The 24,811-nt window shown below is 45.2% G+C and carries 24 protein-coding genes; 15 read left to right on the top strand and 9 right to left on the bottom strand.

Annotated features, from left to right (window positions below; translation table 11 throughout):
• Window positions 1-220: 220 nt before the first annotated feature.
• The 5 genes from nuoH to QUA74_RS06280 all read left to right on the top strand — a co-directional run bounded on the left by nuoH (window position 221) and on the right by QUA74_RS06280 (window position 4,997).
• Window positions 221-1,339, top strand: a complete 1,119-nt coding sequence (gene nuoH, locus QUA74_RS06300; RefSeq protein ID WP_333326180.1) for an NADH-quinone oxidoreductase subunit NuoH — start codon at window positions 221-223, stop codon at window positions 1,337-1,339.
• Between the two features lie 103 nt (window positions 1,340-1,442).
• On the top strand, window positions 1,443-2,018 hold the full coding sequence (ndhI, locus tag QUA74_RS06295; protein ID WP_333326178.1) for an NAD(P)H-quinone oxidoreductase subunit I: 576 nt from the start codon (window positions 1,443-1,445) through the stop codon (window positions 2,016-2,018).
• 115 nt (window positions 2,019-2,133) lie between these two features.
• A complete protein-coding gene (locus QUA74_RS06290) occupies window positions 2,134-2,760 on the top strand; it encodes an NADH-quinone oxidoreductase subunit J (protein ID WP_333326175.1) in 627 nt (208 codons plus the stop codon).
• An 82-nt stretch (window positions 2,761-2,842) separates the two neighbouring features.
• On the top strand, window positions 2,843-3,148 hold the full coding sequence (nuoK, locus tag QUA74_RS06285; protein ID WP_228042566.1) for an NADH-quinone oxidoreductase subunit NuoK: 306 nt from the start codon (window positions 2,843-2,845) through the stop codon (window positions 3,146-3,148).
• Between the two features lie 298 nt (window positions 3,149-3,446).
• A complete protein-coding gene (locus tag QUA74_RS06280) occupies window positions 3,447-4,997 on the top strand; it encodes an AGE family epimerase/isomerase (RefSeq protein WP_333326174.1) in 1,551 nt (516 codons plus the stop codon).
• A gap of 276 nt (window positions 4,998-5,273) precedes the next feature.
• Here the strand turns inward: QUA74_RS06280 and folB are convergent, their stop codons facing one another.
• The 3 genes from folB to QUA74_RS06265 all read right to left on the bottom strand — a co-directional run bounded on the left by folB (window position 5,274) and on the right by QUA74_RS06265 (window position 8,608).
• On the bottom strand, window positions 5,274-5,630 hold the full coding sequence (gene folB, locus QUA74_RS06275) for a dihydroneopterin aldolase (protein WP_333326172.1): 357 nt from the start codon (window positions 5,628-5,630) through the stop codon (window positions 5,274-5,276).
• A 144-nt stretch (window positions 5,631-5,774) separates the two neighbouring features.
• Window positions 5,775-7,142: a serine/threonine-protein kinase gene (locus QUA74_RS06270; protein ID WP_333326170.1), complete on the bottom strand. Its 1,368-nt coding sequence runs from the start codon at window positions 7,140-7,142 to the stop codon at window positions 5,775-5,777.
• Between the two features lie 182 nt (window positions 7,143-7,324).
• On the bottom strand, window positions 7,325-8,608 hold the full coding sequence (locus tag QUA74_RS06265) for a glutamate-5-semialdehyde dehydrogenase (RefSeq protein WP_333326168.1): 1,284 nt from the start codon (window positions 8,606-8,608) through the stop codon (window positions 7,325-7,327).
• Window positions 8,609-8,834: 226 nt separating this feature from the next.
• On the opposite strand from QUA74_RS06265, the gene QUA74_RS06260 reads away from it, so the two are divergent.
• The 9 genes from QUA74_RS06260 to QUA74_RS06220 all read left to right on the top strand — a co-directional run bounded on the left by QUA74_RS06260 (window position 8,835) and on the right by QUA74_RS06220 (window position 19,955).
• On the top strand, window positions 8,835-10,559 hold the full coding sequence (locus QUA74_RS06260; protein ID WP_333326166.1) for a zinc metalloprotease HtpX: 1,725 nt from the start codon (window positions 8,835-8,837) through the stop codon (window positions 10,557-10,559).
• A gap of 266 nt (window positions 10,560-10,825) precedes the next feature.
• Window positions 10,826-11,806 (top strand): SMP-30/gluconolactonase/LRE family protein, encoded by a 981-nt coding sequence (locus tag QUA74_RS06255; RefSeq protein ID WP_333326164.1) that lies wholly within the window; start codon window positions 10,826-10,828, stop codon window positions 11,804-11,806.
• Window positions 11,807-11,965: 159 nt separating this feature from the next.
• The gene (locus tag QUA74_RS06250) at window positions 11,966-13,705 is read left to right on the top strand and encodes a hypothetical protein (RefSeq protein WP_333326163.1); all 1,740 of its coding nucleotides are present in this window, start codon (window positions 11,966-11,968) and stop codon (window positions 13,703-13,705) included.
• Between the two features lie 154 nt (window positions 13,706-13,859).
• Entirely contained in the window at window positions 13,860-14,456 is a 597-nt protein-coding gene (locus tag QUA74_RS06245) for a Uma2 family endonuclease (RefSeq protein ID WP_333326161.1), read from the top strand.
• Window positions 14,457-14,763: 307 nt separating this feature from the next.
• The gene (locus QUA74_RS06240; RefSeq protein ID WP_333326159.1) at window positions 14,764-16,224 is read left to right on the top strand and encodes a DUF1565 domain-containing protein; all 1,461 of its coding nucleotides are present in this window, start codon (window positions 14,764-14,766) and stop codon (window positions 16,222-16,224) included.
• A 209-nt stretch (window positions 16,225-16,433) separates the two neighbouring features.
• The gene (gene psb28, locus QUA74_RS06235; protein WP_333057059.1) at window positions 16,434-16,769 is read left to right on the top strand and encodes a photosystem II reaction center protein Psb28; all 336 of its coding nucleotides are present in this window, start codon (window positions 16,434-16,436) and stop codon (window positions 16,767-16,769) included.
• Window positions 16,770-16,852: 83 nt separating this feature from the next.
• The gene (locus QUA74_RS06230) at window positions 16,853-17,362 is read left to right on the top strand and encodes a MogA/MoaB family molybdenum cofactor biosynthesis protein (protein ID WP_190733295.1); all 510 of its coding nucleotides are present in this window, start codon (window positions 16,853-16,855) and stop codon (window positions 17,360-17,362) included.
• 266 nt (window positions 17,363-17,628) lie between these two features.
• Window positions 17,629-18,498 (top strand): methylated-DNA--[protein]-cysteine S-methyltransferase, encoded by an 870-nt coding sequence (locus QUA74_RS06225; protein ID WP_333326156.1) that lies wholly within the window; start codon window positions 17,629-17,631, stop codon window positions 18,496-18,498.
• Between the two features lie 104 nt (window positions 18,499-18,602).
• Window positions 18,603-19,955: a cytochrome P450 gene (locus tag QUA74_RS06220; RefSeq protein WP_333326154.1), complete on the top strand. Its 1,353-nt coding sequence runs from the start codon at window positions 18,603-18,605 to the stop codon at window positions 19,953-19,955.
• A 32-nt stretch (window positions 19,956-19,987) separates the two neighbouring features.
• Here QUA74_RS06220 and QUA74_RS06215 read toward each other — a convergent pair whose 3' ends face one another.
• The 5 genes from QUA74_RS06215 to QUA74_RS06195 form a co-directional block, all read right to left on the bottom strand.
• Window positions 19,988-20,311 carry a hypothetical protein gene (locus QUA74_RS06215; protein WP_333201476.1) on the bottom strand — a complete coding sequence of 108 codons (324 nt, stop codon included), beginning with the start codon at window positions 20,309-20,311 and terminating at the stop codon, window positions 19,988-19,990.
• 229 nt (window positions 20,312-20,540) lie between these two features.
• Window positions 20,541-20,816, bottom strand: a complete 276-nt coding sequence (locus QUA74_RS06210; protein ID WP_333326152.1) for a DUF5615 family PIN-like protein — start codon at window positions 20,814-20,816, stop codon at window positions 20,541-20,543.
• A complete protein-coding gene (locus QUA74_RS06205) occupies window positions 20,813-21,187 on the bottom strand; it encodes a DUF433 domain-containing protein (RefSeq protein ID WP_333326150.1) in 375 nt (124 codons plus the stop codon). The genes QUA74_RS06210 and QUA74_RS06205 overlap by 4 nt, the downstream gene beginning before the upstream one ends.
• Window positions 21,188-21,248: 61 nt before the next feature.
• Window positions 21,249-22,259 carry a phosphotransferase gene (locus QUA74_RS06200; protein WP_333326148.1) on the bottom strand — a complete coding sequence of 337 codons (1,011 nt, stop codon included), beginning with the start codon at window positions 22,257-22,259 and terminating at the stop codon, window positions 21,249-21,251.
• A 62-nt stretch (window positions 22,260-22,321) separates the two neighbouring features.
• Window positions 22,322-23,269: a class I SAM-dependent methyltransferase gene (locus QUA74_RS06195; protein ID WP_333326146.1), complete on the bottom strand. Its 948-nt coding sequence runs from the start codon at window positions 23,267-23,269 to the stop codon at window positions 22,322-22,324.
• A 282-nt stretch (window positions 23,270-23,551) separates the two neighbouring features.
• Between QUA74_RS06195 and QUA74_RS06190 the strand changes: the two genes are divergently transcribed.
• Window positions 23,552-24,454, top strand: a complete 903-nt coding sequence (locus QUA74_RS06190; protein ID WP_333326144.1) for a hypothetical protein — start codon at window positions 23,552-23,554, stop codon at window positions 24,452-24,454.
• Here QUA74_RS06190 and QUA74_RS06185 read toward each other — a convergent pair.
• Window positions 24,353-24,811: a type II toxin-antitoxin system RelE/ParE family toxin gene (locus tag QUA74_RS06185; RefSeq protein ID WP_333326142.1), complete on the bottom strand. Its 459-nt coding sequence runs from the start codon at window positions 24,809-24,811 to the stop codon at window positions 24,353-24,355. The genes QUA74_RS06190 and QUA74_RS06185 overlap by 102 nt on opposite strands.

The raw sequence follows: 24,811 nt of genomic DNA, 5'->3' as shown, positions 1-24,811 counted from the left end.
GTCAACAGTCAACCATCAAACATAAATTACCAACCTATTAGCTACGCTGCAGGCTCATATAATTAGAACTTCACCCTGTCTGTGCGTTCTTGGAGCCTGTCGGGCGATATACTATTAGGCGGTAAAGCATTAAAAATCTTTACAAAGACCCCGATTTCTAAGCCTACTCCTACGAAGGACGGGTGAAAAATTATATGCTGATCGCTCAAAAGCTGGACAAATGAACCCAGGAATTGACTTACAAGGAAGTTTCGTAGAAGCCCTCATGAATTGGGGCTTACCGGCGGACATCGCCCAAGTGCTTTGGCTACCGCTGCCAATGGTGCTGATGATTGTCGCTGCCGTTTTCGGGGTACTCACTAGCGTCTGGCTGGAACGGAAAATTTCCGCCGCCGCTCAACAGCGGATCGGCCCGGAATTCATCGGCCCTCTGGGAGTGCTAGCACCCGTTGCTGACGGGCTGAAGTTGGTATTCAAGGAAGACATTGTACCGGCAAAAGCTGACGCGCTGCTGTTTACCCTAGGCCCGGTAATTGTGGTGATTCCAGTTTTTCTCTCCTACTTAATCGTGCCCTTCGGAGAGCATATGCTGATCGCCGATATGGGGACAGCGATATTTCTGTGGATTGCCCTGTCTAGCATTCAGCCGATCGGCTTGCTTATGTCCGGCTATGCTTCAAACAACAAATACGCCCTCCTCGGCGGACTCAGAGCCGCGGCTCAATCCCTCAGCTACGAAATTCCCCTAGCTTTGGCAGTATTGGCAGTTGTGATGATGTCCAATAGTCTCAGTACGATCGACATCGTACATCAACAAGCAGGCTACGGCATTGTCGGCTGGAACGTTTGGCGGCAACCTGCGGGTTTCCTGATTTTTTGGATCGCAGCACTCGCAGAATGCGAACGTTTACCATTTGACCTTCCAGAAGCAGAAGAAGAATTGGTAGCAGGATATCAGACTGAGTACACAGGCATGAAATTTGCTTTGTACTATATCGCTTCCTACGTTAACCTCGTCCTTTCTTGCCTGCTAGTAGCAGTTTTGTACCTCGGCGGCTGGGAATGCCCGATTCCGGTCGGAGTCATCACAAATGCCCTGGGATTGAGCGAGACGACTCCTTGGTTGCAGGTAATTACCGGCACGCTGGGCATTACGATGACCATGCTGAAAGCCTACTTTTTCCTGTTTCTGGCAGTTCTGCTCCGCTGGACTCTGCCACGAGTTCGGATCGACCAATTGCTAGATTTGGGATGGAAGTTTTTACTTCCTGTTTCTCTAGTTAATTTGCTATTGACCGCAGCTTTGAAACTTGCCTTTCCCTTTGCTTTTGGCGGTTAATTAATAATAGGTAAAGGGCAACAGCTCAACAAAAATAGCTGTTAACCAATTACCTATTATTAATTAGCAATTACCCAAAACTCAAGTACAGAGAGAGAACACCATGCTAAAATTCCTCAATCAAGTAGGCGAATACGCCAAAGAGACTCTTCAAGCTGCTAAGTATATCGGTCAAGGGCTATCTGTTACTTTTGACCACATGAGACGCCGCCCGATTACGGTGCAGTATCCTTACGAAAAATTAATTCCGTCCGAACGTTTTAGGGGCAGAATTCACTTTGAATTTGACAAGTGCATCTCCTGCGAAGTTTGCGTTCGGGTATGTCCGATCAACTTACCTGTAGTGGATTGGGAATTTAACAAAGAAAGTAAGAAGAAACAACTCAAGCACTACAGTATCGATTTCGGTGTTTGTATCTTCTGCGGCAACTGCGTAGAATATTGTCCGACTAATTGTTTGTCCATGACAGAAGAATACGAGTTAGCTGCCTACGAACGTCACGAATTGAATTTTGACAACGTGGCCCTCGGACGTTTGCCCTACAAGGTTACAGATGACCCGATGGTGACACCGCTGCGGGAATTCGCTTATTTGCCGAAAGGTGTGATCAACCCTCATGAAGTTCCCAGCAGCGATCGGCGCGCAGGTCTCCCTTCAGAGGAAATTCTCGAAAAATAGGTAATTACTCATTAGTCAGCAGTCATCAGTCATTAGTGAAATAACAATTATGAATGGCTGCTAACTAATGAGTAAAAACGAACAATAGAAAACTAATGATTGAGGATTAAAAATTGTGAATCTAGCCGAAGGGGTTCAAATTGTTTCGTTTGGCATACTCTCCGTAATGATGATTGCAGGAGCATTAGGAGTAGTGCTGTTCTCCAACATCGTTTACTCAGCTTTTTTGCTGTGCGGCGTATTTACCAGCATTGCCGGCTTGTACTTGTTGCTGAATGCCGACTTTGTAGCAGCAGCGCAGGTATTGATTTATGTTGGCGCTGTTAACGTCTTGATTTTGTTTGCGATTATGTTGGTGAACAAGCGAGAAGATTTCCGCACTATTCCCAACGCTTGGGTGCGTCAAGTAGCAACAGCAGTAGTTTGCGTAGGCTTGTTTGCGCTTTTGGGTACGATGGTAGTGTCTACTCCTTGGACTATTGTCGCGACGACAGGAGCACCGGCCGAAAGTTCGATCGTGACGATCGCCAAACATTTCTTCACTGACTTTTTGCTACCTTTTGAGTTAGCATCAGTGTTTTTGTTGATGGCAATGGTAGGAGCAATTGTGCTAGCACGCCGCGATTTCTTGCCCGATGAATTGTCGTCGAACAAGCTATCTGAAACACCAGCTTTTAGTTTGCAAGAAAGACCTCGCGAATTAGTTTCTGCCGGAGATGTTTCTTCGCCCGAATCTAAGTAACAGTAGGGTGCGCGCGGCGCACCTATCTGTCTGTTTGGTAGTAATATTGATTGAGAGAAAATCGCCAACAAAATTTATGCAACTGCAACTCCAGTATTTCCTGTTATTAGCCGCGGCACTTTTCTGTATTGGTATTTACGGTTTGATTACCAGCAGAAATGCAGTGCGCGTGTTGATGTCGATCGAGTTGATGCTGAATGCTGTCAATCTCAATTTGATGGGTTTCTCCAATTATCTCGACCCTGTACAAATTAAGGGCCAAGTATTTACCGTGTTTGTAGTTACGGTAGCGGCGGCTGAAGCTGCGGTGGGTTTGGCAATTGTATTGGCGATTTATCGCAACCGCAATACCGTAGACATGGAAGAATTTAATTTGCTGAAGTGGTAATTAGTCAGTTAGTCATAGGCAGTAGGCATTGGTGTCAACTTAAGACTGAAAACCTCTGTAAATCTCGCTTGTAGTCGAGTCTAGAGCCCCCTAAATCCACGTCGCACCGCGATACTTGGGATACCCCTCTGGCAACAGCGACTCCCCTTAATAAGGGGGACTTTGAGAAATACTCTTGTCCCCCCCGATGTTTTGGGGGGCTTAGCGATTTTTGGGTTATTTGCCTCTTGGAAGGACTTTCTTAGCCCGATAGCGATCGAGTAAACAAACAAACATTTCGCTCTTCCTCTATACAAATATGCGTTGGAATCCGATCCAATTTACCATCACTTCTTTAGCTGTTTGTTTGCTGTGCGTTTTACCTTTCGGTAGCTACTTTGGAGTTGCTTCTGGGGCTACCAATGGGCGACAAGGTTATTCTCAGCATCAAGTTATTCTGCCTCTCCTAACCTCTACTAACCATATTCCCTCCCAACTCCCAACTGCCCAACGTTGGTTGAATCATGTGCAGAATGAACTTCTTCCCTTCTGGACGATGCCGACTGCCTTAGGAGATCCAATCGGCAATTTCCCTTCTGTTCGTTGTAACGATGGAACACTGCTTGACCGTAGCAATCCCTGCCCGGAAATTAAAGGCAACAGTTGGCTGATAATGAATCGCAACTATGTTGTTTCTATATCTCGGCAAATCTATGGCTATGGAGTAGCCTTCCACTTAACGGGTGACCCCAAGTATTTGCAGTATGCGAAAGCAGGTGTAGATTATCTACGTCAGAATAGTTTCGATCGCAAACATGGCGGAACCTATGCCTTCTGGGATGGTGAAACAAAGTCCTGGCAACCATCGGTTGAGTACCGCAATCCTCAAGAATTGGCTTATTCTCTTCTGGGCATTAGCTTTTATTACTACTTGACCCGTGATCCAGAAGTCTTGCCCGACATTCTAGCCGTCAAAGATTATATTCTCAAAAAATACTATAACCCAAAACTGAAGGCGCTACAGTGGCAGTTAAAAGACGGAGACGATGGGAAAGCTCTTGATAAGCGTTTGACTGCTCAACTAGACCAGATGAACGCATACATGGTTCTGATTACTCCAATCCTGCCTGAACCATACCAAGCGGAATGGAAACAGGATTTGGTAGATATTTCAAATATTATGCTTGACCAATTCTATTCTCCTAATGATAATTTGTTTTTTTATGCCGCCAATTCACCCTTAGATAGGGATATCCAAAACATAAAAGTTGATTTTGGACACACTATCAAAGCGATGTGGATGATCCGTATGGCTGGTTTACTTAGTGGCAACCAGACACTGGTCAAGTTTGCCGAAAAAAATGGGCCGAAGGTTCTAGAACGAGCCTATCTCCCTAAATCGGGTTCCTGGGCATCCGAAATCAATCAAGGGGGTAAAGTTAACATAAATAAAGATTGGTGGATATATGCAGAACTAGACCAATTTACTGCCTCACTGGCTCTAGAAAACCACTCTTTAGCAATTTACCTTCCACAAACTTACGATTACTGGTTTAACTATTTTGTTGATCGGAAGTACGGTGAAGTTTGGACTGGCGTTGATGGTTCAACGAACAAAAATCTTCAGGAGCTACCCAAACAGTGGCCTTGGAAAAATGCTTACCATTCTTTTGAACACGCTCTAGTTGGCTATATTACGACCGGTCAGTTTCATCAGGAACCAGTGGTACTGTACTATGCCTTCAAGCACATCCCATCCGTTAATACAATCCGACCCTATTTCTATAAAGGCAAGATTGATAAAATCGAACCTGTGACTAATCAAGAAACAGACAGTGTATACAGAATCAAATTCTCAGATATTCATTAATAGCTGTACAGAGATTAATCAAGTGCGCTCGCGGAGATTGGTTTTGACTGTGCCTAGGAACTAGGGCGTGTTTTCAAAGCCTTATATTCCTCCCAGCCCCCCTTCAAAAAGGGGAAGCAAAGGCCTCAAATTGGATATTTTTAAGGGGAATTTAGCGGAATCTTCGAGCCGTGAAGTTCACGTTCAGTAGTTTGAAAACACGCCTTAGCGGGGCTTGGGAAGACAGTAGACTGACTAAATATTAATGACTGATGGCTGATCGCTAATGACTACTGACTAATGACTTCTAGTAATTTCTAGAGTAATTCGGCCCCCGAAATCAGGGATGGGGGCAGCAGGTTTGGAGAGTTGTAGTTTAACTTTCTCCACTAAGGGTAGTTGTAAAAGCGCTTGAGCAATAGTATCTGCTAGGCGCTCGATTAATAAAAACTTCGAGTCTTTGACTAGCTGTTGAATCAGAGTAATTGCGCTGCGGTAATCAAGAGTATGTTCGATATCATCACTTTTTCCAGCTTGCGATAAATCCAGCCAGAGAGTAACATCCACTTCAAACCACTGCCCCAAAACTTGCTCTTCAGGCAGATAGCCCGTATATCCGTAACAGCGAATTCCTGTAAGTTGAATAGAATCCATTTTGCAATAAACTAAAAGTGCGTTGCCTATACCAAGTTGTATTAAACCAGATAAAGTTATCTTTCTCTTCCCTCTCTTTGTTTGCCCTTTTCCTTCTCCCTCTGCGCCCTCTGCGGTTAAATCACTCTTATACTATCTTAAATTTTACAACTCTCCTCCTTTCTCCAACTTGTCCAGTAAATCCTCAGCAACTTCATACCATTTCTGCCTAATTTCAGCATCTTCTGGCTTTTCTGTCAAGGTACGACCTTGGAATTCGGGATATTTATTGTAATATAATTTATCAACTTTTTGATAGAATATATCTTGATTAATGTTGAGATTTTTGCGTCGTTTCCCAATCTTTTCTTGACGAATTATTTCGGCTTCCTCTAAGGATGTATCGGGAGGTTGCTGGCGCGAAGAAAATTTAGGTAAATCCGGCAACTTGGGCAACGTGAAACCAGATTTGACTACACTAAAAGCTAAAATTCCTGGCACCAAAATCACACTTAAACTCCCTAGGGTTTTCCAAGGAATTAACTTGAATGTGCTGTTGTTGTTAACAATTTGAGGATTTTGGTGAACAGGAGTATGATTACTGGTAGCAGTTTGAGTGGTGTTTTTGAAAGGCCGGCCGACAAAGTTCATTGTCACCATTTGGGAAATTATACTGCTAATTTGAGAGAGTTTGGGATCTTTGAGTGCTTCGCGGACTGCTTTTGCAGATGGGTAGCGATCGCCCGGCTGGTCTGCTAACATCTTATCCAACACAGTACCGAGATTTTGACTGACACTGACGTGCGATCGCCAATCCCAAGTTTTATTATTGATATCGTACAATTTTTGAGGCTTTTTACCGCTTAGCAGTACCAAAGCCGTGACGGCTAAAGCGTACAAATCGCTAGCTGCAGAAACTTTACCCAGCCGCATTTGTTCGGCTGGCGAATAACCCTGTTTGCCGATCGCCGTATCCGATTGTCCGTTAAACTGAAGTACGGCATTTGCTGCGATTTGCTTAACAGAACCGAAATCAATTAAAAAGGGTAGTTTGTCAGCATCATGCTGAATAATATTATCCGGGGAAATATCGCGGTGAATTAAATTTTTTGAGTGGATGTATTCTAAAACTGGTAAAAGCTGAAATAGCAGTTGAGTAACTTCGGCTTCGGTAAAATTTTTACCTTGTTGCTGGCGGGATATCAATATTTCTTCGTAGGTTTGACCCTTGATATAATCTTGCACTAAAAATAAAGATGGATTCCCACCCAAATCCGTTCGCAGGAGTTCTCGAAACCGGGGGATTTGCGGGTGTTGGAGGTTGTAAAGCATACTCGCTTCGCGATCGAACAATTCGGCAGCTTTCGGGCTGTGAACTACCGGAGAAAACTCTTTGAGTACGCAATGTTCGTTGTAGCGGTTGATATCTTCGGCGAGGTAAGTGCGGCCGAAGCCACCGCGGCCTAATTCGCGGAGGATGCGGTAGCGTTTTTCGAGAGTTGAACCGGGGGCGAGGAGGGAGGAGTTAGACATAAACAACGGAAAATTGTTCGAGTTGGGGAGTCGCCGAGCACAGTATAGCTTATTGTAGCTAAGTTTGTTTGAATGCGAGGGCGATCGCTTTTTTTGGGATGGATGAAGGAGAAGGGACACTTTGGTTAAGATTCAGTATCTACAGGCTTTTTCAGTGTCTGGTTTTATCGCCTATCGAGGATTTACAAATCCCGATGAGTAAACCCCTTCGCATCCTTCCCTACATAACTAGCGGCAACATGGCCATCTCCAACAACTCGATACTTATAGGTAATCAATCCCTCTAAACCAACTGGCCCGCGAGGCGGCATTTGCTGCGTGCTAATCCCCACTTCAGCACCGAAACCGTAGCGGAAACCGTCGGCAAATCGAGTCGAACAATTGTGATAAACTCCGGCCGCATCGACTCCATTTAAAAATGTTTTGGCGGCTTCGCTGTCTTCGGTAACAATAACATCTGTGTGTCTGGAACCGTAAGTATTGATATGGCTAATTGCCTCTTCCACAGAATCTACTATTTTGATTGACAAAATTAAATCGCTGTATTCTGTAGACCAATCCGCTTCATTTGCTTCGGCAATATTTTCGAGGATGGCGCGAGTTTTTTCGTCTCCCCGCAATTCGACTTTTTTCTGCTGCAAAGCTTCGGCAATAGCGGGCAGGAATTTCGGGGCAATCGCACTGTGAACTAACAAAGTTTCAATGGCATTGCAGGCGGCTGGATACTGAGTTTTTGCATCGACAGAAATCTCTACTGCTTTCTGAATATCCGCCGCTTTGTCTGCGTACAAATGACAAATGCCGTCTGCGTGCCCCAACACGGGAATCCGCGTATTTTCCTGTACAAACCGCACGAAGGAATTAGAACCTCTGGGAATAATCAAATCTACATATTCATCCATTTTCAGCAGTTCGATTGTTTCTTCCCGCGTGGTTAGCAACTGCACGACTTCTGGATTAACCGCTGTTTCTGCTAATGCTTGATGTATCAGTTTTGTCAATATTTCGCAGGAACGGACTGCTTCTTTACCGCCTTTGAGGATGACGCCATTTCCTGATTTGATTGCCAAGGATACTATCTGAATTAACGCCTCTGGGCGCGCTTCAAAAATAATGCCTAAAACGCCCAAAGGACAGGTGATGCGCTTCAGAATTAATCCTGTATCCAATTCACGGTGAATTTGCACGGAACCTACGGGATCTGGGAGTTTGGCAACGTCGCGCACGCCCGCGATCGCACTTTTCAACTTGCTCTCATCCAACTTTAGGCGATCGTACAGCGGTTTCGCAATTCCATCCGCCTCAGCCGCCTTGCAGTCAGCAGCATTCGCCGCCACAATATCCGGCGCAGCAGCTTCTAAAGCTTTCGCAATAGCTTCAATAGCTTGATTTTTGGACTCAGCGGACAAAACTGCCAATTTTCTAGCAGATACGCGCGTTTTTTGGGCAATTTCAATAATAGACATGGCAGTAACTTTTAAATAGTTTTGATTGTTGGGTTTTGAATTTTGAGTGTGGAATTGAATCCGCACAAATAAATTTCGGGGCGGTTTTCAGTCTTAACAATTCTAGAGGAAATTCTATATTTTTGTTGAGACTCCTTACAGCAATCCGCATTAACAGGCTAAAACAGTGAAGTATAGATAAAATCCCACGGTCATTTCCATTTGTCAATAACCTTTGGAGATTATTATGTCATCTCATGCCCCTTTACGCAAGGCAGGGCGAGCCGCCAAAGCCGGCGTTAAACTGATACAGAAAACTGGCGGGAATCTCGTTTTAGCTTCCGGCGTCACCATCACCATGCTGTTTGGTATGGTGTTAGCGCTATCTTTAGCCTCTGTTTTGATTCTCAACAGCCCCGATCCAGTCGCCGGATTGGCGATCGCACTTCCCATAACTCTGATTTTTAACATCGCTGCTTTTTTCCTATCCCCTTACTTGATGGACTTAAGCCAAAATTGGCTATACAATACTCGCTGGGTTTCCCTAACAGAAATTGAAAGCCTAAGTCCCGAAACAGCGAAAGTTATTCAGAAGGTTTGCAAGCAGAAAAAACTCCAGCAGCCGCGTTTAGGAATTATCGACGACCAAAACCCTACTGCTTTTACTTACGGTTCATTTCCCAACAGCGCTCGCTTAGTCGTCAGTCAAGGTCTTTTCACCTATTTAGACGACGAGGAAATTGCCACTGTTTACGCCCACGAACTCGGTCACATCGTCCACTGGGACTTTGCAGTAATGACTTTAGCTTCGACTTTGGTGCAGATTACTTATTTAATTTACACTACAGCTCAAAGGATGGGTCGAAGTGGTGGCAACAAAGCTAAAGATGCGGCGGGTAGTGTAGCTGCTGTTGCTTATTTGTTTTACATCGCCGGCACTTATTTATTGCTGTATTTGTCGCGGACGCGAGAATATTTTGCCGATCATTTTGCCGCCGAAACAACCGGAAATCCCAACGCTTTGTCTCGCGCTTTGGTAAAAATTGCTTACGGTATTTTGGAAGAAGGACAAAGAGCCACCGAACCCAGCCGCTTATTAGAAGGAACTCGCGCTTTAGGCATTTACGATGCCAAAGCTGCCACATCTACTGGCACTGCTTACAGGATTTCTTCGGAACCGGAAAAAATTGGGCGAGTGTTTCTGTGGGATATGTTTAATCCGTGGGGTTGGTGGATGGAGTTGAATTCGACTCACCCGCTGACTGGTAAGCGAGTTCGCGCTTTGAGCACTTATGCCGAACAATTAGGCTTGGATGTTGAGTTTGACATGGGCCGAATTATCGGCGAAGGCAACGATTTGAGCAAGCGGAGATTGTACGGCAATTTTGTGTTCGATTTACTGCTGTACAGTGCAGAGACTCTTGGCTTAGCGGTGGGTTTTGCGATCGGCATTTCTTTATATGCTGTAAACCCGATGATGATGGTTGCTTGTCCTTTAATCGCTTTGGGCGCGGGAATTTTGCTCAAGACTTTGGTGATGTTCCCGAATTACGAAGAAGCAGAACACTTGGATGTTTTAACCTTAATGTCTGACCCTTACGCAAGTCCCTTGCGGGGTCAACCGGCGCAACTACAAGGCGAATTAATTGGTCGTGGCGATGCAGGTTATACTTTCGGTTCTGATTTGAAATTGCAAGACAGAACGGGAATGATTTATCTGCGCTATGCTTCTCGTTTTGGACCAATTGGTAATTTTTTGTTTGGCATGAAACGGGTTGAAAGTTTGATTGGAATGGATGTTAGTGCTTTGGGTTGGTTCCGTCGGGGTGTTGCACCTTGGATGGATTTGATTCAGCTTGAAAGCGATAGCGGTACGGTGGTTAACAGTTATCACCGCTTCTGGTCTTTTGTGATGGGTATAGGTGCGATCGTTCTTGGTATTGCGGCGCTATTTGTTTCATTTCCCGCTTAACTGTTGACCGGTAAAACGTTTTAAGTTAAATATAATTAAGCTCGCATTTTCGAGCTTATTTTTTTGTTACATACGGTACTATCGAATTGAAGAGTGCTCTCAATTATCTTTTTTTCTGACCAAAATAGTGAGTTTACGAACCGCTTGAGATTTGTTAGCGAAGGGGCGCGATAGCGCTTTTGTAGAAAAGAAAGAAGGAAGGAAGAAGTAAAGAGGGAGATAGGTGATCTTATGGTGAGAAAGAAGTAATTCATTGAGGAGCAAATATGACAATCAAAATTGCTACAATTAGTTTGTTGTTGATAGTATTAACTTTAGCAGTCAGCAACCCTAGCCAAAAAGTTAGGGGTAACTTAACAAAATTGACCGCCCAAACGGAAAACCCGGACAAAAAAAATACCATGCAACGTATTCTCGATGACAGCGCTAAATTAGAAAAACTAGCTAGCGATTTCCAATTTATAGAAGGCCCGATTTGGCATCCAGACGGCTTTTTGCTGTTTAGCGATATTCCCGCCAATATTATCTATAAATTCGGCTCAAATCAGCAAGTTGAGGTATTTCGCAGCCCTTCGGGAAAAGCCAACGGGAATACTTTAGACAAAGAAAACCGCCTACTTACTGGCGAACACGAAAATCGCCGCGTATCCCGCACAGAAAAAGACGGCAAAGTTATCACCTTGGCGGATAGATATGACGGAAAAAGGCTCAACAGTCCGAACGATTTGGTTGTTAAATCCGACGGCAGCATTTATTTCACAGATCCGTCCTACGGTGTTAGTAAAGAGCAGGAAGAATTGGGCTTTTACGGTGTTTACAGGCTGGCACCCGACGGAAAATTAACTCTGCTGGTTAAGGATTTGGTGCTGCCCAATGGCATCGCTTTTTCACCAGACGAGCAAAAACTTTATGTCAACAATTCGGAAGCGGGATACATTGCCGTTTTTGATGTAAAACCAGACGGAACTGTTACCAACCAGCAGCTTTTTGCGGAGTTAAAAGACGCTAGTCAAGGCGGAGTTCCCGACGGTTTAAAAGTTGATGTAGAGGGGAATGTTTACAGCACCGGGCCGGGGGGAGTGTGGATTTTCTCGCCGGATGGTAAGCTTTTGGGGAAGATTTCTGTACCTGAGACGGCGACTAATGTGGCTTGGGGAGAAAGCGATCGCAAAACGCTTTACATTACTGCAAGTAAAAGTCTTTATCGGATTCGGCTTAAAATTGCGGGCGTGCGGGCTGGAAAATAATCTAAAATAAGGCGAAGTTGAAAGTAAAGCGGTTTGTAGTGATGACTTTAGTCCTGACTACAAACACTTTTTATTAGAGGTAATTGAGCGGGCATGATATAATCTCAGTTTTGAGAATCAGTCCTGCTCAATTCTTTAATCTAAAATCTCAAATCTCAAATGGTATTAATAGCTCGGTTGCACAAATTTCTCACTGCTACAGTCGATCGCAAATCCCGATCGCACACAATATTTTGGTTGACTCTGAGCTTGACATTGGCCGCACTTTATGCTATTTTAGGAATCAAACAAGCCTTTAGCGCCGAGTATATGGTGCAAGACGATGCGAGGCAGCACGTTTTCTGGATGATGCGGTTTGTCGATCCTGAATTATTCCCCAACGATTTCATTGCTAATTACTTTCAATCAGTCGCCCCCGCAGGATACAGCACGCTCTACAAATTAGCCGCAACAATTGGCATTCACCCGCTATTTTTTCACAAAATACTGCCGCTATTTCTCGGCTTAATCTCCACTTATTACTGTTTTGGCCTTTGCCTAGAAATGCTGCCAGTGCCGATGACTGGATTTATTGCATCTTTGCTGCTAAATCAGCATATGTGGATGACCGACGATTTGGCTTCCGCAACGGCAAGAGCTTTTATATATCCGATATTTCTGGCTTTTTTATATTATTTGTCCCGCAGTTCCTTGCTGCCTTGTTTGGGAGCGATCGCACTTATCGGACTATTCTATCCTCCTTACGCCTTGGTTGCTGCCGGCATTTTAGTTTTGCGGCTGCTATGCTGGAAAAACGGCGGTTTGCGCTTGTCGGGCGATCGAACTAATTACCTATTTTGCACTACAGGTTTGGGAGTAATCTTTTTAGTAATGCTGCCCTACGCCTTAGATAACTCTGAATTTGGCCCAACTTATACCGCAGCAGAAGCGAAGCAAATGGCTGAATTTGCACCAAACGGCAGAAATGCTTTTTTTCGTCCAAACCCCAAAGATTATTGGTTGACAGGGCGGGGTAGCGGGATGTTTCCCAAGTCGCTGTTTACGCCTGTAACTCACTGTGTCGGATTGCTATTTCCGTTGCTGCTGTTTTTGCGATCGGCTTTTCCCTTAGCAAATCAGATTCAAAGCAAAATCTGGCTTTTGCTTCAGCTATTTTTAGCATCCTCGGCGATGTTTCTTGCGGCTCACGCTACCATTTTTAAGCTGTATCAACCAGGCCGCTATACTGCCTACAGCTTGCGATTTATTGTTGTGTTGATAAGTGCGATCACTCTCACTTTAATTATCGATGGAGTCGGTCATTGGGCATCAAAAACCGCAACAACATTTCATTTTAAAAGTCTAGTTGCACTAATTACGACAGCGACAATCGCTATCGCCGTTGTCCTTTATCCCTGCTTGGTCGAAAAATTTCCCACAGTTGGGTATGTAGAAGGTAAAATGCCGAGTTTGTACAAGTTTTTTGAGCAACAACCTAAAGATATCTTGATTGCTTCAATCGCGGCAGAGACTGACCATCTGCCAACATTTAGTCAGCGTTCGGTTCTGGTGGCAAAGGAATATGCAGTGCCGTACCAGAAAGGCTACTACAGCAGATATCGGCAGCGACTTAACGATTTAATTCGCGCTCAATACACTCCCGATCGAGCTGTATTACAAAATTTTATTAATCAATATGGAGTTGATTTTTGGATGATCGATCGCAAGGCGTTGACTCTTCAGTATGTAAAGGATGATGGCTGGCTAAATCAATTTAATTCTACACCGCAGGCGCTGCTTTCTCTAAAACAAGGGAAAATTCCCGCCTTAGCTTCAGCAATGACCAGTTGTGCTGTTTTTCAGAATGAAATTGTAGTGGTTTTGGATGCCTCTTGTATTGTGAAATTGACCGGGAATTAAGGCGAGGCAGAGCCCAAGCATCTGCGTTCTCAGGAAGAGCCTGGGAACTAGAAAGCACTGTTCGGATTCTGAAGCTACATTTGCTGCACGGATCTTCTGTAGGAGCGATCGCACAATGCGCTATAATGCCGATAGGAGATAATGGTGCGGGTCAATGACACAAGTTCTCGATCGGGAAACTCTCGATGGGCGAGTGGTGCTCAACGGCACTTGGGAGCAATTCAAGTTAATCCAGAAGGTTTCGGAAGATTCCCCTGGCATAAAGTTGTCTTTTTTTGCAGGGGCGATCGAGATTCTGATGCCGGGATTCCAACACGAAAATTTTTCTGAAATCATCGGTTATTTGGTGACCACTTTTCTGCTGCAACAAGGTATTAAGTTTTACCCTTCTGGTTCAATGACGCAGGAGAAGACGCCAGAAGCTTCAACTCAAGCAGACAAATCGTTTTGCTTGGGAGAACCTAAGTTGATTCCCGATTTGTCGATCGAGGTGATTTATACTAGCGGTGGACTGAGCAAGTTGCCAAAATATCGCGCTTTGGGCGTGCCTGAAATCTGGTTTTGGGAAGATGGCACGCTGCGGCTGTATCATCTTGGGGAAGATGGCTACGAGCAAGTAATTCAGAGTCAACTGTCAGGATTGGAAACGCTAGATATCGATTTGCTAAGACGCTGCATTTTAATGGGTGAAACTGATTTAGCTGAAGCGGTTAAGGTTTTTGGGCAGGGAATCTCGCTCGATCGTACATGACAGCAAAACGTTCGATTTTCCTAATTCGCGATCGAAATTTTAGTGGTTTTGGCAACATCTGGAAAAAATAGCCTCCCTATATCCGGGACTTCTTAAATAAGTCTGGTTATGCTGTTGCTGGGAACGAGAAATACAGTCTTTTGTAGGGGAAATCCCCCTGTGGTTGCAACTCCTAATTGGTAATGTTGCAGATATCGTGCAATTAAATAATCTCCGCAATCAAAGCTGAATATGTATCCGGGGTCAAGTTCACAGACAATGAAAATTCCACAAAAGCTCGATCGCCAATTATCTCTTGGGCAAAAACATGACAACACTTTACGTCAACCCGCAAACAGGCAGCGATTCCGCAGTCGGCAGCCAATCAGCCCCATTCAAAACTATAGCCCGTGCGATCGCCCGCGCTGCATCAGGAACTACGATTCAACTAGCACCGGGAACTTACAGCGCAGCTAGTGGCGAACAATTCCCCTTGGAAATTCCCTCAGTAGTAAAAGTTATTGGCAATGAAACTAACAAAGGTAGAGGCACTCTAATTCAAGGAAGCGGCAAATTTGTCAGTCCCAGCGCTGCGGGTCAAAATATCACCATACTGCTAGCAACTAATTCCCAATTGCGCGGAGTAACTGTTACTAATCTCGATAGTCGCGGCACGGGAGTCTGGATTGAGTCCACTTCTCCGACTGTGGCTAACTGCACTTTCACTCAATGCAAGCGCGAAGGCATTTTTGCCACGGGAACCGCTAATCTTGCGATTCTCGACAACATATTTGTAGAAAACTCAGCGGCTGGCATAATTACGGCGGGAACTGCTAAAGGAGCAATACGGCGCAATATTTTTCAAAAGACGGGTTTCGGCATTTCTCTGCAAGCTCAGTCGGCTCCTTTGATTGCTGATAACCAAATTTTGGAAAATCGCTCCGGTATAGTTTTAGCGGGGGAATCTCAGCCGATTTTACGCAAGAATCGCATCGAAAAAAATACTGAAGATGGTTTGACTGCGGTGGGGAAGTCGCTGCCAGATATTGGTACGGCTCAAGATTTGGGCGGCAATATTTTTATGAATAACGGTGAGTTAGACTTGCAAAACGCGACTGGGGTTAAGATTTCTGCGGTGGGAAATCAGCTCAATTCTTCGCGGGTGAAAGGTTTATTTGATTTGGGCAATGTGACGCCAAATCCGACTCCTGGCGGGCTAAAGTTCAGCGACATCAGCACACATTGGGCTCAGGATTTTATCGATCGCTTGGCAAAGATGAATATTGTTAGCGGGTTTCCCAACGGCACTTTTCAACCTTACGACAATGTAACTAGAGCTCAGTATGCAGCTATGTTGGCGAAGGCGTTTGAATTGGTGCCGCGCCGTGAGGCGACGGTTTTTAAGGATGTGGCGGGGGATTTTTGGGCCAAGGGAGCGATCGACCAAGCTAATCGATCTGGCTTTTTGGTGGGATACCCCGACAGCACGTTTCGCCCGGAGCAGAATTTGACTAGAGTTCAGGCGATCGTATCTTTGGTAAACGGCTTGCAGTTGGGCGGCGGCAACCCCAATTCTTTGAGCGTTTATGTCGATCGAGCTCAGATTCCCAGTTTTGCCACCGACGAGATAGCAACCGCCACAGAGCGCAAAATCGTGGTCAACTATCCCGCGCGCGAAAAGCTTTCCCCCGCCCACGACATCACCCGTGGCGAGATATCCGCCCTCATCTACCAAACTCTGGTAGCCACAAAGCGGGCCGATCCTATTAACTCTCCTTACATCGTCTAAGGGAATTGGGAGACAACGGAGAGGAGAACTTGGGGTACAAAGAACCAACCCATATCCCCTCGCCCTTGTCTCCGATTGCCTCACTCTCACCCACTCTCACCCACTCTCACCCACTTCCACTCTCCCAAGTCTTGATTTGCGAGTACCCGAATCGTTTTATGATTAAACATTAAGAAATTAAGCAATCCTTAAGGTTCGACTGTCAAATTATGGCTAAAATTCAATTCTCTCGGGGTATAGACGAAGATGCTGTGCCCGAAGTGCGCCTAACCCGTTCTAAAACGGGAGCTCAAGGCACTGCCACGTTTATCTTTGAAAATCCCAAAGCTCTCAGCAGCACCAGTACCGAAGACATTACTGGAATGTACATGATCGACGAAGAAGGCGAACTCCTCACTCGCGAGGTTAAGGCTAAGTTTATCAACGGTCAGCCTGCGGGTTTGGAAGCTCTTTATCTAATGAGAAGTCCCGAAGAATGGGATCGATTTATGCGTTTTATGGAACGCTACTCGGAATCAAACGGCTTAGGATTTAGCAAGGCATAATGGGTAGTTGGTAATTGGTAATTGGTAATTGGTAGTTAGCCGATCGCCCTTTGCCGATTGCCGATTACTTAGAAGAAGAAACTATGACGACGCAAATTCCTCACCCCGACTTATCTAAAATAACCGTCAATTGCGCTATCATTACTGTTAGCGACACGCGCTCGGCAGAAACAGACAATAGTGGCTTGTTAACTAAGAAGCTGCTAAAAGATGCGGGTCACTCTGTGGTAGCTTACACTGTTGTTAAAGATGATGCGGCCAAAATTGTATTGCAAATGCAGGCTTTTTCCCAGCGTGAAGATGTGGATGCAATCATTTTTAACGGCGGCACGGGCATCGCTCCCCGAGATACGACTTATGATGTGATGGAGAGTTTGCTTGACAGGATTTTACCGGGATTTGGGGAGATATTTCGCTTTTTGAGCTATCAAGAAATTGGTTCGAGGGCGATCGCCTCTCGCGCAGTTGCAGGGGTGTATCAAGGCAAGTTAGTCTTTTCTCTTCCGGGCTCTAGCAATGGTGTGAAACTAGCTGTGGAAAAGCTAATTTTACCCGAATTAGTTCACTTGGTGACGCAGTTGCGCGGAGGGTGAGAGCGAAAGTTCGGTTAATGGATTGACAATCAAGAAATTTGGTTACAAATCGCCCGAGGAATCCGTGGAGTGAGAAAAAAGCTTTGAATCCTCATCGCAAGCCCCCGGGTTTAGCAGTGAAGTCGCTTTCTTCAATCTAAAATCTCAAATCTCAAATCTCAAATCGACTGACTGCATTCACCGCAAGAAACGGGTGGCTTTGAGCCTACTCTATGACTAAAGTAAGGAAACATCAACATTCCCTTGACTTAGACTAGATGATTTCGATGCAGAATGCGAGTGTCTATGCTAGCGAAGATTATCACCGGATTGCTCGGGCGATCGCCTTTATGCGACAACACCACCTAAACCAGCCCAATCTGGCAACTGTGGCCCAACACATAGGACTGAGTGAATATCATTTTCAACGGCTATTTACTCAATGGGCCGGCATTAGCCCCAAGCGGTTTTTGCAATATCTGACAGTTGAATATGCCAAGTCAAAAATCACTCAGACTAAAAGCCTTCTCGACCTAACATTGGACGTGAGGCTATCGAGTCCAGGACGATTACACGATTTATTTGTGAACTTAGAAGCAATGTCACCAGGGGAGTTCAAAACAAGCGGAGCTGGTTTACAAATTCGCTATGGCATTCATGATACCCCGTTTGGCACATCTCTAATCGCGACAACTGCCCGTGGTATTTGTAATCTTTATTTCTTGGATACAACAGACGAACAAACCGCCGCACAAAGACTGCGATTGACCTGGAAAAATGCTGAAATCATTCGTGATGAGCAAGCCACTCAATCATTGCGTGACCTGATTTTCAATTCAGAAACTCTCAGCGAGCAAAAACCACTAACGCTCTTGGTAAAAGGCACTAACTTTCAGATTCAAGTTTGGCGAGCACTTTTGCAATTGCCATTTGGTGCGATCGCGACCTATCAAACTATAGCTCAAATGGTAGCTCGCCCAACTGCTGCTAGAGCTGTAGGAAATGCGATCGGTAAAAATCCGATCGGCTATTTAATTCCATGTCACCGAGTCATTCGAGAATCTGGAGAACTCGGTGGCTATGGCTGGGGAGTAGAGCGTAAAACAGTCATGTTAGGTTGGGAAGCTAGCCGTACAATCTGCGATCGATCCCGATAGCATTACTATTTTTGCTACTTGCCGAAGCAATCGATCGCAGATAAATTTCAGGGTGTAAGGTCGATCGATATACACTAGGAATATTGTGTATCGCCAGTTTTGCAATGACGCTGCCTCCCGGATCTCGTTCTCCTGCTCTGTTTCAAACGCTTTCGCTGGTAGCTGACCCGATCGCATTTTTCGATCGCTACTCTGCCAAATACGGCGATACATTTACCGCCCGCGTGTTGGGGCCCTCTTCGCCCCCCGTCGTGTTTCTGGGCAGTCCAGAAGCCATTCAGGCGGTGTTTACGACGTTAGCCGATGCCTTTGAGTTTGGCAAAGTGACCAACGTATTTCGCCCGCTGGTGGGAAATGAATCCCTAATTATGAATGAAGGGGCGCGACATCTGCGACAGCGACAGCTATTAATGCCCGCCCTGCATCGGGAACAGTTGCACAGTCAAGGGCATTTGATTGTTGATTTGACGAAAAAGCAGACGATCGACTGGAAAGCCCCAGATGCGATCGCAGTCCGCCAAGAAATGTCAGAAATTTCGCTGCAAGTAATCTTGCAAGTCGTGTTTGGATTAGTGCCGGGAGAGCGCTACGAACGCCTGAAACAATTGCTCAGCAAGCTTTTAGAGGCGATTACCTCTGAACTGTACTCGATACAATTTTTCTTTGAACCGTTGCAGCAAAATTTGGGGCCTTGGAGTCCGTGGGGGCAGTTTTTGCAGCAGATGGCGCAGATTGACTCGCTGATTTATGCGGAAATTGCCGAGAGGCGATCGCATTCTCTCGATTCGTCTCGCACGGATATTCTGTCGGTGTTGATGATGGCCCGCGACGACACCGGCGAATCCATCGGCGATCGAGAATTGCGCGATCAGTTGATGACGCTGTTGTTATTGGGACATGAAACGACTGGATCGGCGTTGACTTGGGCGTTTTACTGGCTGCATCAGTTTCCCGAATGCCTTGCTAGGTTGCGGCAGGAATTGGATGAATTGGGCGAGAATCCCGATCCGATCGCGCTTTCGCAGTCGCCCTACTTAACAGCAGTTTGCAAGGAAGCGCTGCGGGTTTATCCAATTGCCTTAATTTCGCAGCCGCGCAAGGTGAAACGGACGATCGAACTCGAAGGCTATACATATCAACCGGGAACGATTTTAATCCCCTGTGTCTATTTGGCCCACCGTCGCCCTGAAACCTACGAAAATCCGGCCGGGTTCAATCCCGATCGCTTTTTAGATCGCAAGTTTTCCGCCTCTGAATTTTTACCGTTTGGAGGCGGGAGTCGAAGCTGCATCGGGATGGCGTTATCGATGTTTGAAATGAAGCTGGTTTTAGCAACGGTGCTGTCTTCCCGTGAGTTTGTATCGAATCTCGATCGGCCAATTCGTCCGGCGCGCCGGGGAATCACCTTTGTGCCTCCCGATCGGTTTCGATTAACGGTTGTGGGCGATCGGCGTTAGATTCAGTGAAACACCGTGTCAAGCAAGATATGTTATTCGATGAAAATCCCAGCAACTTTGTCTTCATTCATAGTCATGTGTGCCACAAATTCATCTCCACCATCTTCAAAACTCAGCTTCCACAAATAAATCGGAAAATTACCTTGTTTTATCTCACCAAAATAATTAATTGAGTATCCCTTTTGCAGGCGGGAAGCAAGCTGCTCGCTAACATCGTCAAACATTTTTTGTGTAATGCTCGCTTTGTAGCCTGCATCACCGACTGTAGTAAAAAGCTCGTAATTCTTCGATGCAGTGGCATCCAAGATAACCTGCAAACAATCGATGATGTTTTGAGAGGGGGCTGTCGGGTTCATGAAGATGTCCTACTTTTAGGGTTTTATTAAAATGTTCTAGCTCAGACTGCTGTCTAACGCTTAATTGTACCGCAGTTGCGATCGAATTAGGTAAATTGATGTCGATATCACGGAATGAATAACCGACCAACTCCCATATAATTGTAAACGTCTAGAACAATCTCAACAAGACGCTCAACACATCGCTCTCGGTAGTCAAATTCGTCAAGGCGATCGATATCTGTAATTGTCAATACCGGAAACGAATCTGCTGTATTTTCCGGCGCAGCATCACCTGTTCAAGTGAATCATCACCCTTCATGTTTCGGTTGGCTGTGAGTATCATCATTTGATTTTCTTGAGCATAACGCCAAACCAAACGATCGCTAGCGTCCATCGATAGTCCAGCTTCCCTAAAAGTGACAAATCGGATCGATACGAGTTCAAGCCAACCGAGTTTTGTCAAGATTCCCAGCAAAAGAAGAGCATAGCCGTCAAGATTAAAGTCAACTAGAAAAGTCATCATTGCTGTGCGGCACGTCTCGCTTTTTGCTCCTCAAGTTTTGCCCAGAGAGCTTCTTGTCTGGGCTTGTGTGGCATCATTGCAATGCGAGCGAACCGTTCGCGGTTGCGATTTTCCCAATAGGAGCGAATTTCTGCTCTTGTTTGTAATACCTGTTGATATTCAGTTTCGATTTGAGCGCGATTTGCTTCAATGTAAGACAGAGCAGCGTTAATTTGATCGTCTGTCAGGTTAAATTTATTCCGAATCAACTTTGGTGAATACTCAGCTTTCAAAAAATCTATGACATCGTATAGAGTCAGTCGAGTGCCTGAAATCGTCAGTCCTCGCTCTGTACGGATAATAGTCGCTTGTTTGTCGGATACCGGAGTCATACCTATAACCTTCTAGGCTTTGTTTCCATTATATCTGATACTAACTAATACTGAATGAAAATTAGGCGACACCCAGCGCATCCAGCAATCTCCTTTGATTTGATTCGAGCCACATTTCAAATCTAAGCGTCTCCACAACTGCATCTACTATTTTCTGACGACTTCCCTTCCCTTCAATTAACCACCCTGTCCAATAGACGAGCGAACTGGCGCGTTGCAACTTCCACACCGAAATTGCAGCTTCCATTTCTGCCACAGTCAGAGAAGAGCAGGTTCGATAACCGGTACTGAATGCTTGCACAATTTCCTCGAATCGAACTTCCTTCCAAGGAAAGGACGCAAACTGATCGAGGCTACTTAAATAATCAAATACCCGTAAATCGCGCGTGGCGAACTCAAAATCTAAAATTCCAACGACTCGATCGTTTTCAATAAGAATATTCGGTGTAATGTAATCCGCATGAATGGTTTGAATTGGAAGTGTTGCGTATAAATTAGGTGCGGCTTCGATCGCCTCATTCAACAGTAGACCAAAGCGCCTCTGTTCTTCCAATCCCAGACTCAAGATTTGTGGAACATTTAAGGGAACGCTCACTTGTGGATGAATCCGATCTAGCGCTCCCCAAAACGGCAATCTCGCGAATTTACCCTGCGGATCAAAGTTGGCAAGCCGATCGTGCAACTTCGCTAAGGCAAAGCCAGCAGCTTGAATTTGAGCGAGGTTTCGCCGATCCATAGCTTGTCCGACTATTCGAGGAAATAAAGCGGCATTGAGCGATCGCCCATCAGCCTCAATCGCAATGAAAGTCTCACCAGAAGATGCACAGATTGGCACTGGAATAGCGAAAGGGAGATCGGTGGATTGCAGGAACGCGAGCAATGAATGTTCGTAGTGAATCTGAGCGGTCTCAGTTGTTGCTGCGTAAAGTTTCAAAACAAACTGATTGTATGATGTGTCAACAAAATAGGTTGCATAACTTGAACCGGGCGCTGTTGGTTCAAACGTCGCCTCAACCAGAAATGACCACTGATCGGAAATAACTTGTTTCACCGATTCTGATAGGCTCATCATTCTTCCTAAGTTGCGGTCGAATACACTTAAAAGTGTATTCGACCGCAAACATTTTTCAAACATCAAACCTGACTGTTTATCGCCTCAGCAACAATAGTCCGGTGTCGGACTGTATTGCAAGTAATTGTCGGCTGTGCAAAACCGGAATCTACCAAAGCTTGCTCAATATCCAACCCAAAATACTGATCCAAATAAGGCTCCGTACTCTTGAGCAAAGTCAAAATATAAGGAGGCATTTTGGCATAAACTTCCGACTGAGGATTCATATCCATAATTGTCAAATGTCCGCCAACACGTAGCAAACGCCTCGCTTCCCGGAATATTTCTCTAGTAGCTTTCTGCGGCAATTCGTGACAAACTAAACACATAGAAACTAAATCAAAAGCAGCCGCAGGCAAACCAGTAGATTCAGCAGCAGCGTGAACCAAAGTCGGATATTTTTGATTTAAAGATTGGGATTTTCGCTGTTGGGAACGGTATTTAGCAACTGCTAAGAAATAAGGCGACAACTCCACCCCAGTCATCTTCGCTTCCGGGTAAACATCCCCAAGAGCAAAGGTACTCATTCCCACACTGCATCCCAAATCAACAATATTCTGCGGTGAAGAAGCAATTTGAGATTTGATAATTTCGTGATAGCTGGCGCGGAGTTTAGCATCGCCTTCTGCACCCGCTTCCGGCCAAATTCCCGCGTGAACTGTACGGGCGGCAACTTCAACTTCTGTTGCAGCTTCCCAACTCATATTACCTTTTTCGTAAGCGTGAAATGAAGTTAGATAATATTTCGGGTAAACAAGACCGGGATTTTGGACGCTGAGCAATTCTGCATCCCAATTTCGAGCTAAAAGTGCTTGGGCTTCTTGTCGCCAATGCACTCCGATATTTTCTGCTCTTTTTATCATCATTTCCCGCGCTTGGTGCTTGGCTAGATTAGCCAAAGGCTTGATGGAGAGTACGCCATTTACTAAACGCGAGGCTAATCCGGGAGTTTTGTTAACTGCAACAGTCATTTTTTAGGTTTTTCTATTTTGCGCCCTCTATTTTAACACGTTTGGGCGATTTTGAGTTGGTCAATATAAAGACTTTTTTTAATGAACCGCAGAGGGCGCAGAGAACGCAGAGTTAGAAAAGAGAGAAAAGATCGGAGTAGGGCAAAAGTGGCTCTGGTGGTATAATATTTATTTGTGCTTACCTATTTAGTGCTGGGGAATTTACCCGCAATCGGGAATGGGATTTTCCGATGCTGGAGTATTTGGAAGAACACTTTAAATCTGGCTATTCAGGAGTTTGTGATGAGCAAATCTATTGTGGAATTGGTTGATAATTTGCCGTCTGGTGGCGTCACTGTGATGATGTTAAAATCTCTCGATTTTGTGGTTCCGGGGGAGTGGAACAATCTAACGGGTTTTGATAATACTATTCAAGCGGTGACAGGGGAAACAAAGCGCAAATTAGTTGGAAAAATTCGCGATCGCGCGATCGAGCTTTACGCTAACCCCAACGAGCCATATCAAGGCGTACTCAGGCTTTACCAGTTAGCAGACAGCGCCGACAGTGCGTTAGGTGCAACGGCTATGGCGAATAAAATCGGCGAAAATATCGGCTTTCTTTCCTTTCTCAACCGCCTCACTCCCAAAGCTGACACAACTCAAACCATCGACCTGTGCGTCAAAGTGGCGATCGAGCTAATTGCCTACTGCAAACTTAACAATATTTCCCTTGACAATGTGGGAAGCTTTGGTAATTATTTATCTCATTACAAAGGCGAATCTCTGATGCGGATGGCTGCTTTAGTTTGTGCTGACGGTTTAATTCCCCTTGGCCCGGACTTCATTCGAGTAGCACAAAATACCCTAGGCGGATTGAATCCTTCAACCTTGCAGCAAAACTCAACATTCCAAAATATCAGCAACCTAATTCCCGGTGCAAATAATTCACAAAAGTTCGGATTTGTGACAACAACTTTCGCTTCAGCCCAAGGTTGGATGAACAATTTAGTACAGTCTCGCGGCTTAACTCCCGCCATAGTTTTAGGCCATCTTAAGCAATACGTTGATGTTACCGATGACAAATTGGATTATGTGGCCGCGTTTTTAGACATGACTACCAATTATTACGAACATACGGGAATTCAGACGGTTGCTCGCCGATTGATCGATCGAGCTTATGCTGAAATAGCCTCTGGCAGATCCTAGAAAACTCGTTCTCAGGTGAGGGAAAACAGCGAGGCAGAGCATGGTAACGAGGGAACTTGTTAGGTTCGCGTTTGCCATGCTGTTGAGTCTCTGCAACGCCAGAAAAATGGCGGTCACTATCACTCGGCTTGATACAATGCGATAATACACAGCATAGGGAAAGCGACGCACCACCGATCGCCGAACATCACGATAGACAACTGGATAGGACTCCGGCATCTGGCAAATTCGATCGAGCATTTCGTCAATACAGTCTAAAAACTCGTCACCAAGTCCTAGTTGCTGACTTTCATACCAAGTGTATGCTTCATCAACTTCTTCACGAAGTTCTGGGCGGAATACTAACGCATAATTCAT

Origin of the sequence: Microcoleus sp. LAD1_D3, assembly GCF_036702135.1 — a bacterium.
In the GTDB taxonomy this organism is placed as follows: Bacteria; Cyanobacteriota; Cyanobacteriia; order Cyanobacteriales; family Microcoleaceae; genus Microcoleus.
Note: the sequence above shows the minus strand (reverse complement) of the source record. Positions and strands in the feature narration are given on the sequence as shown.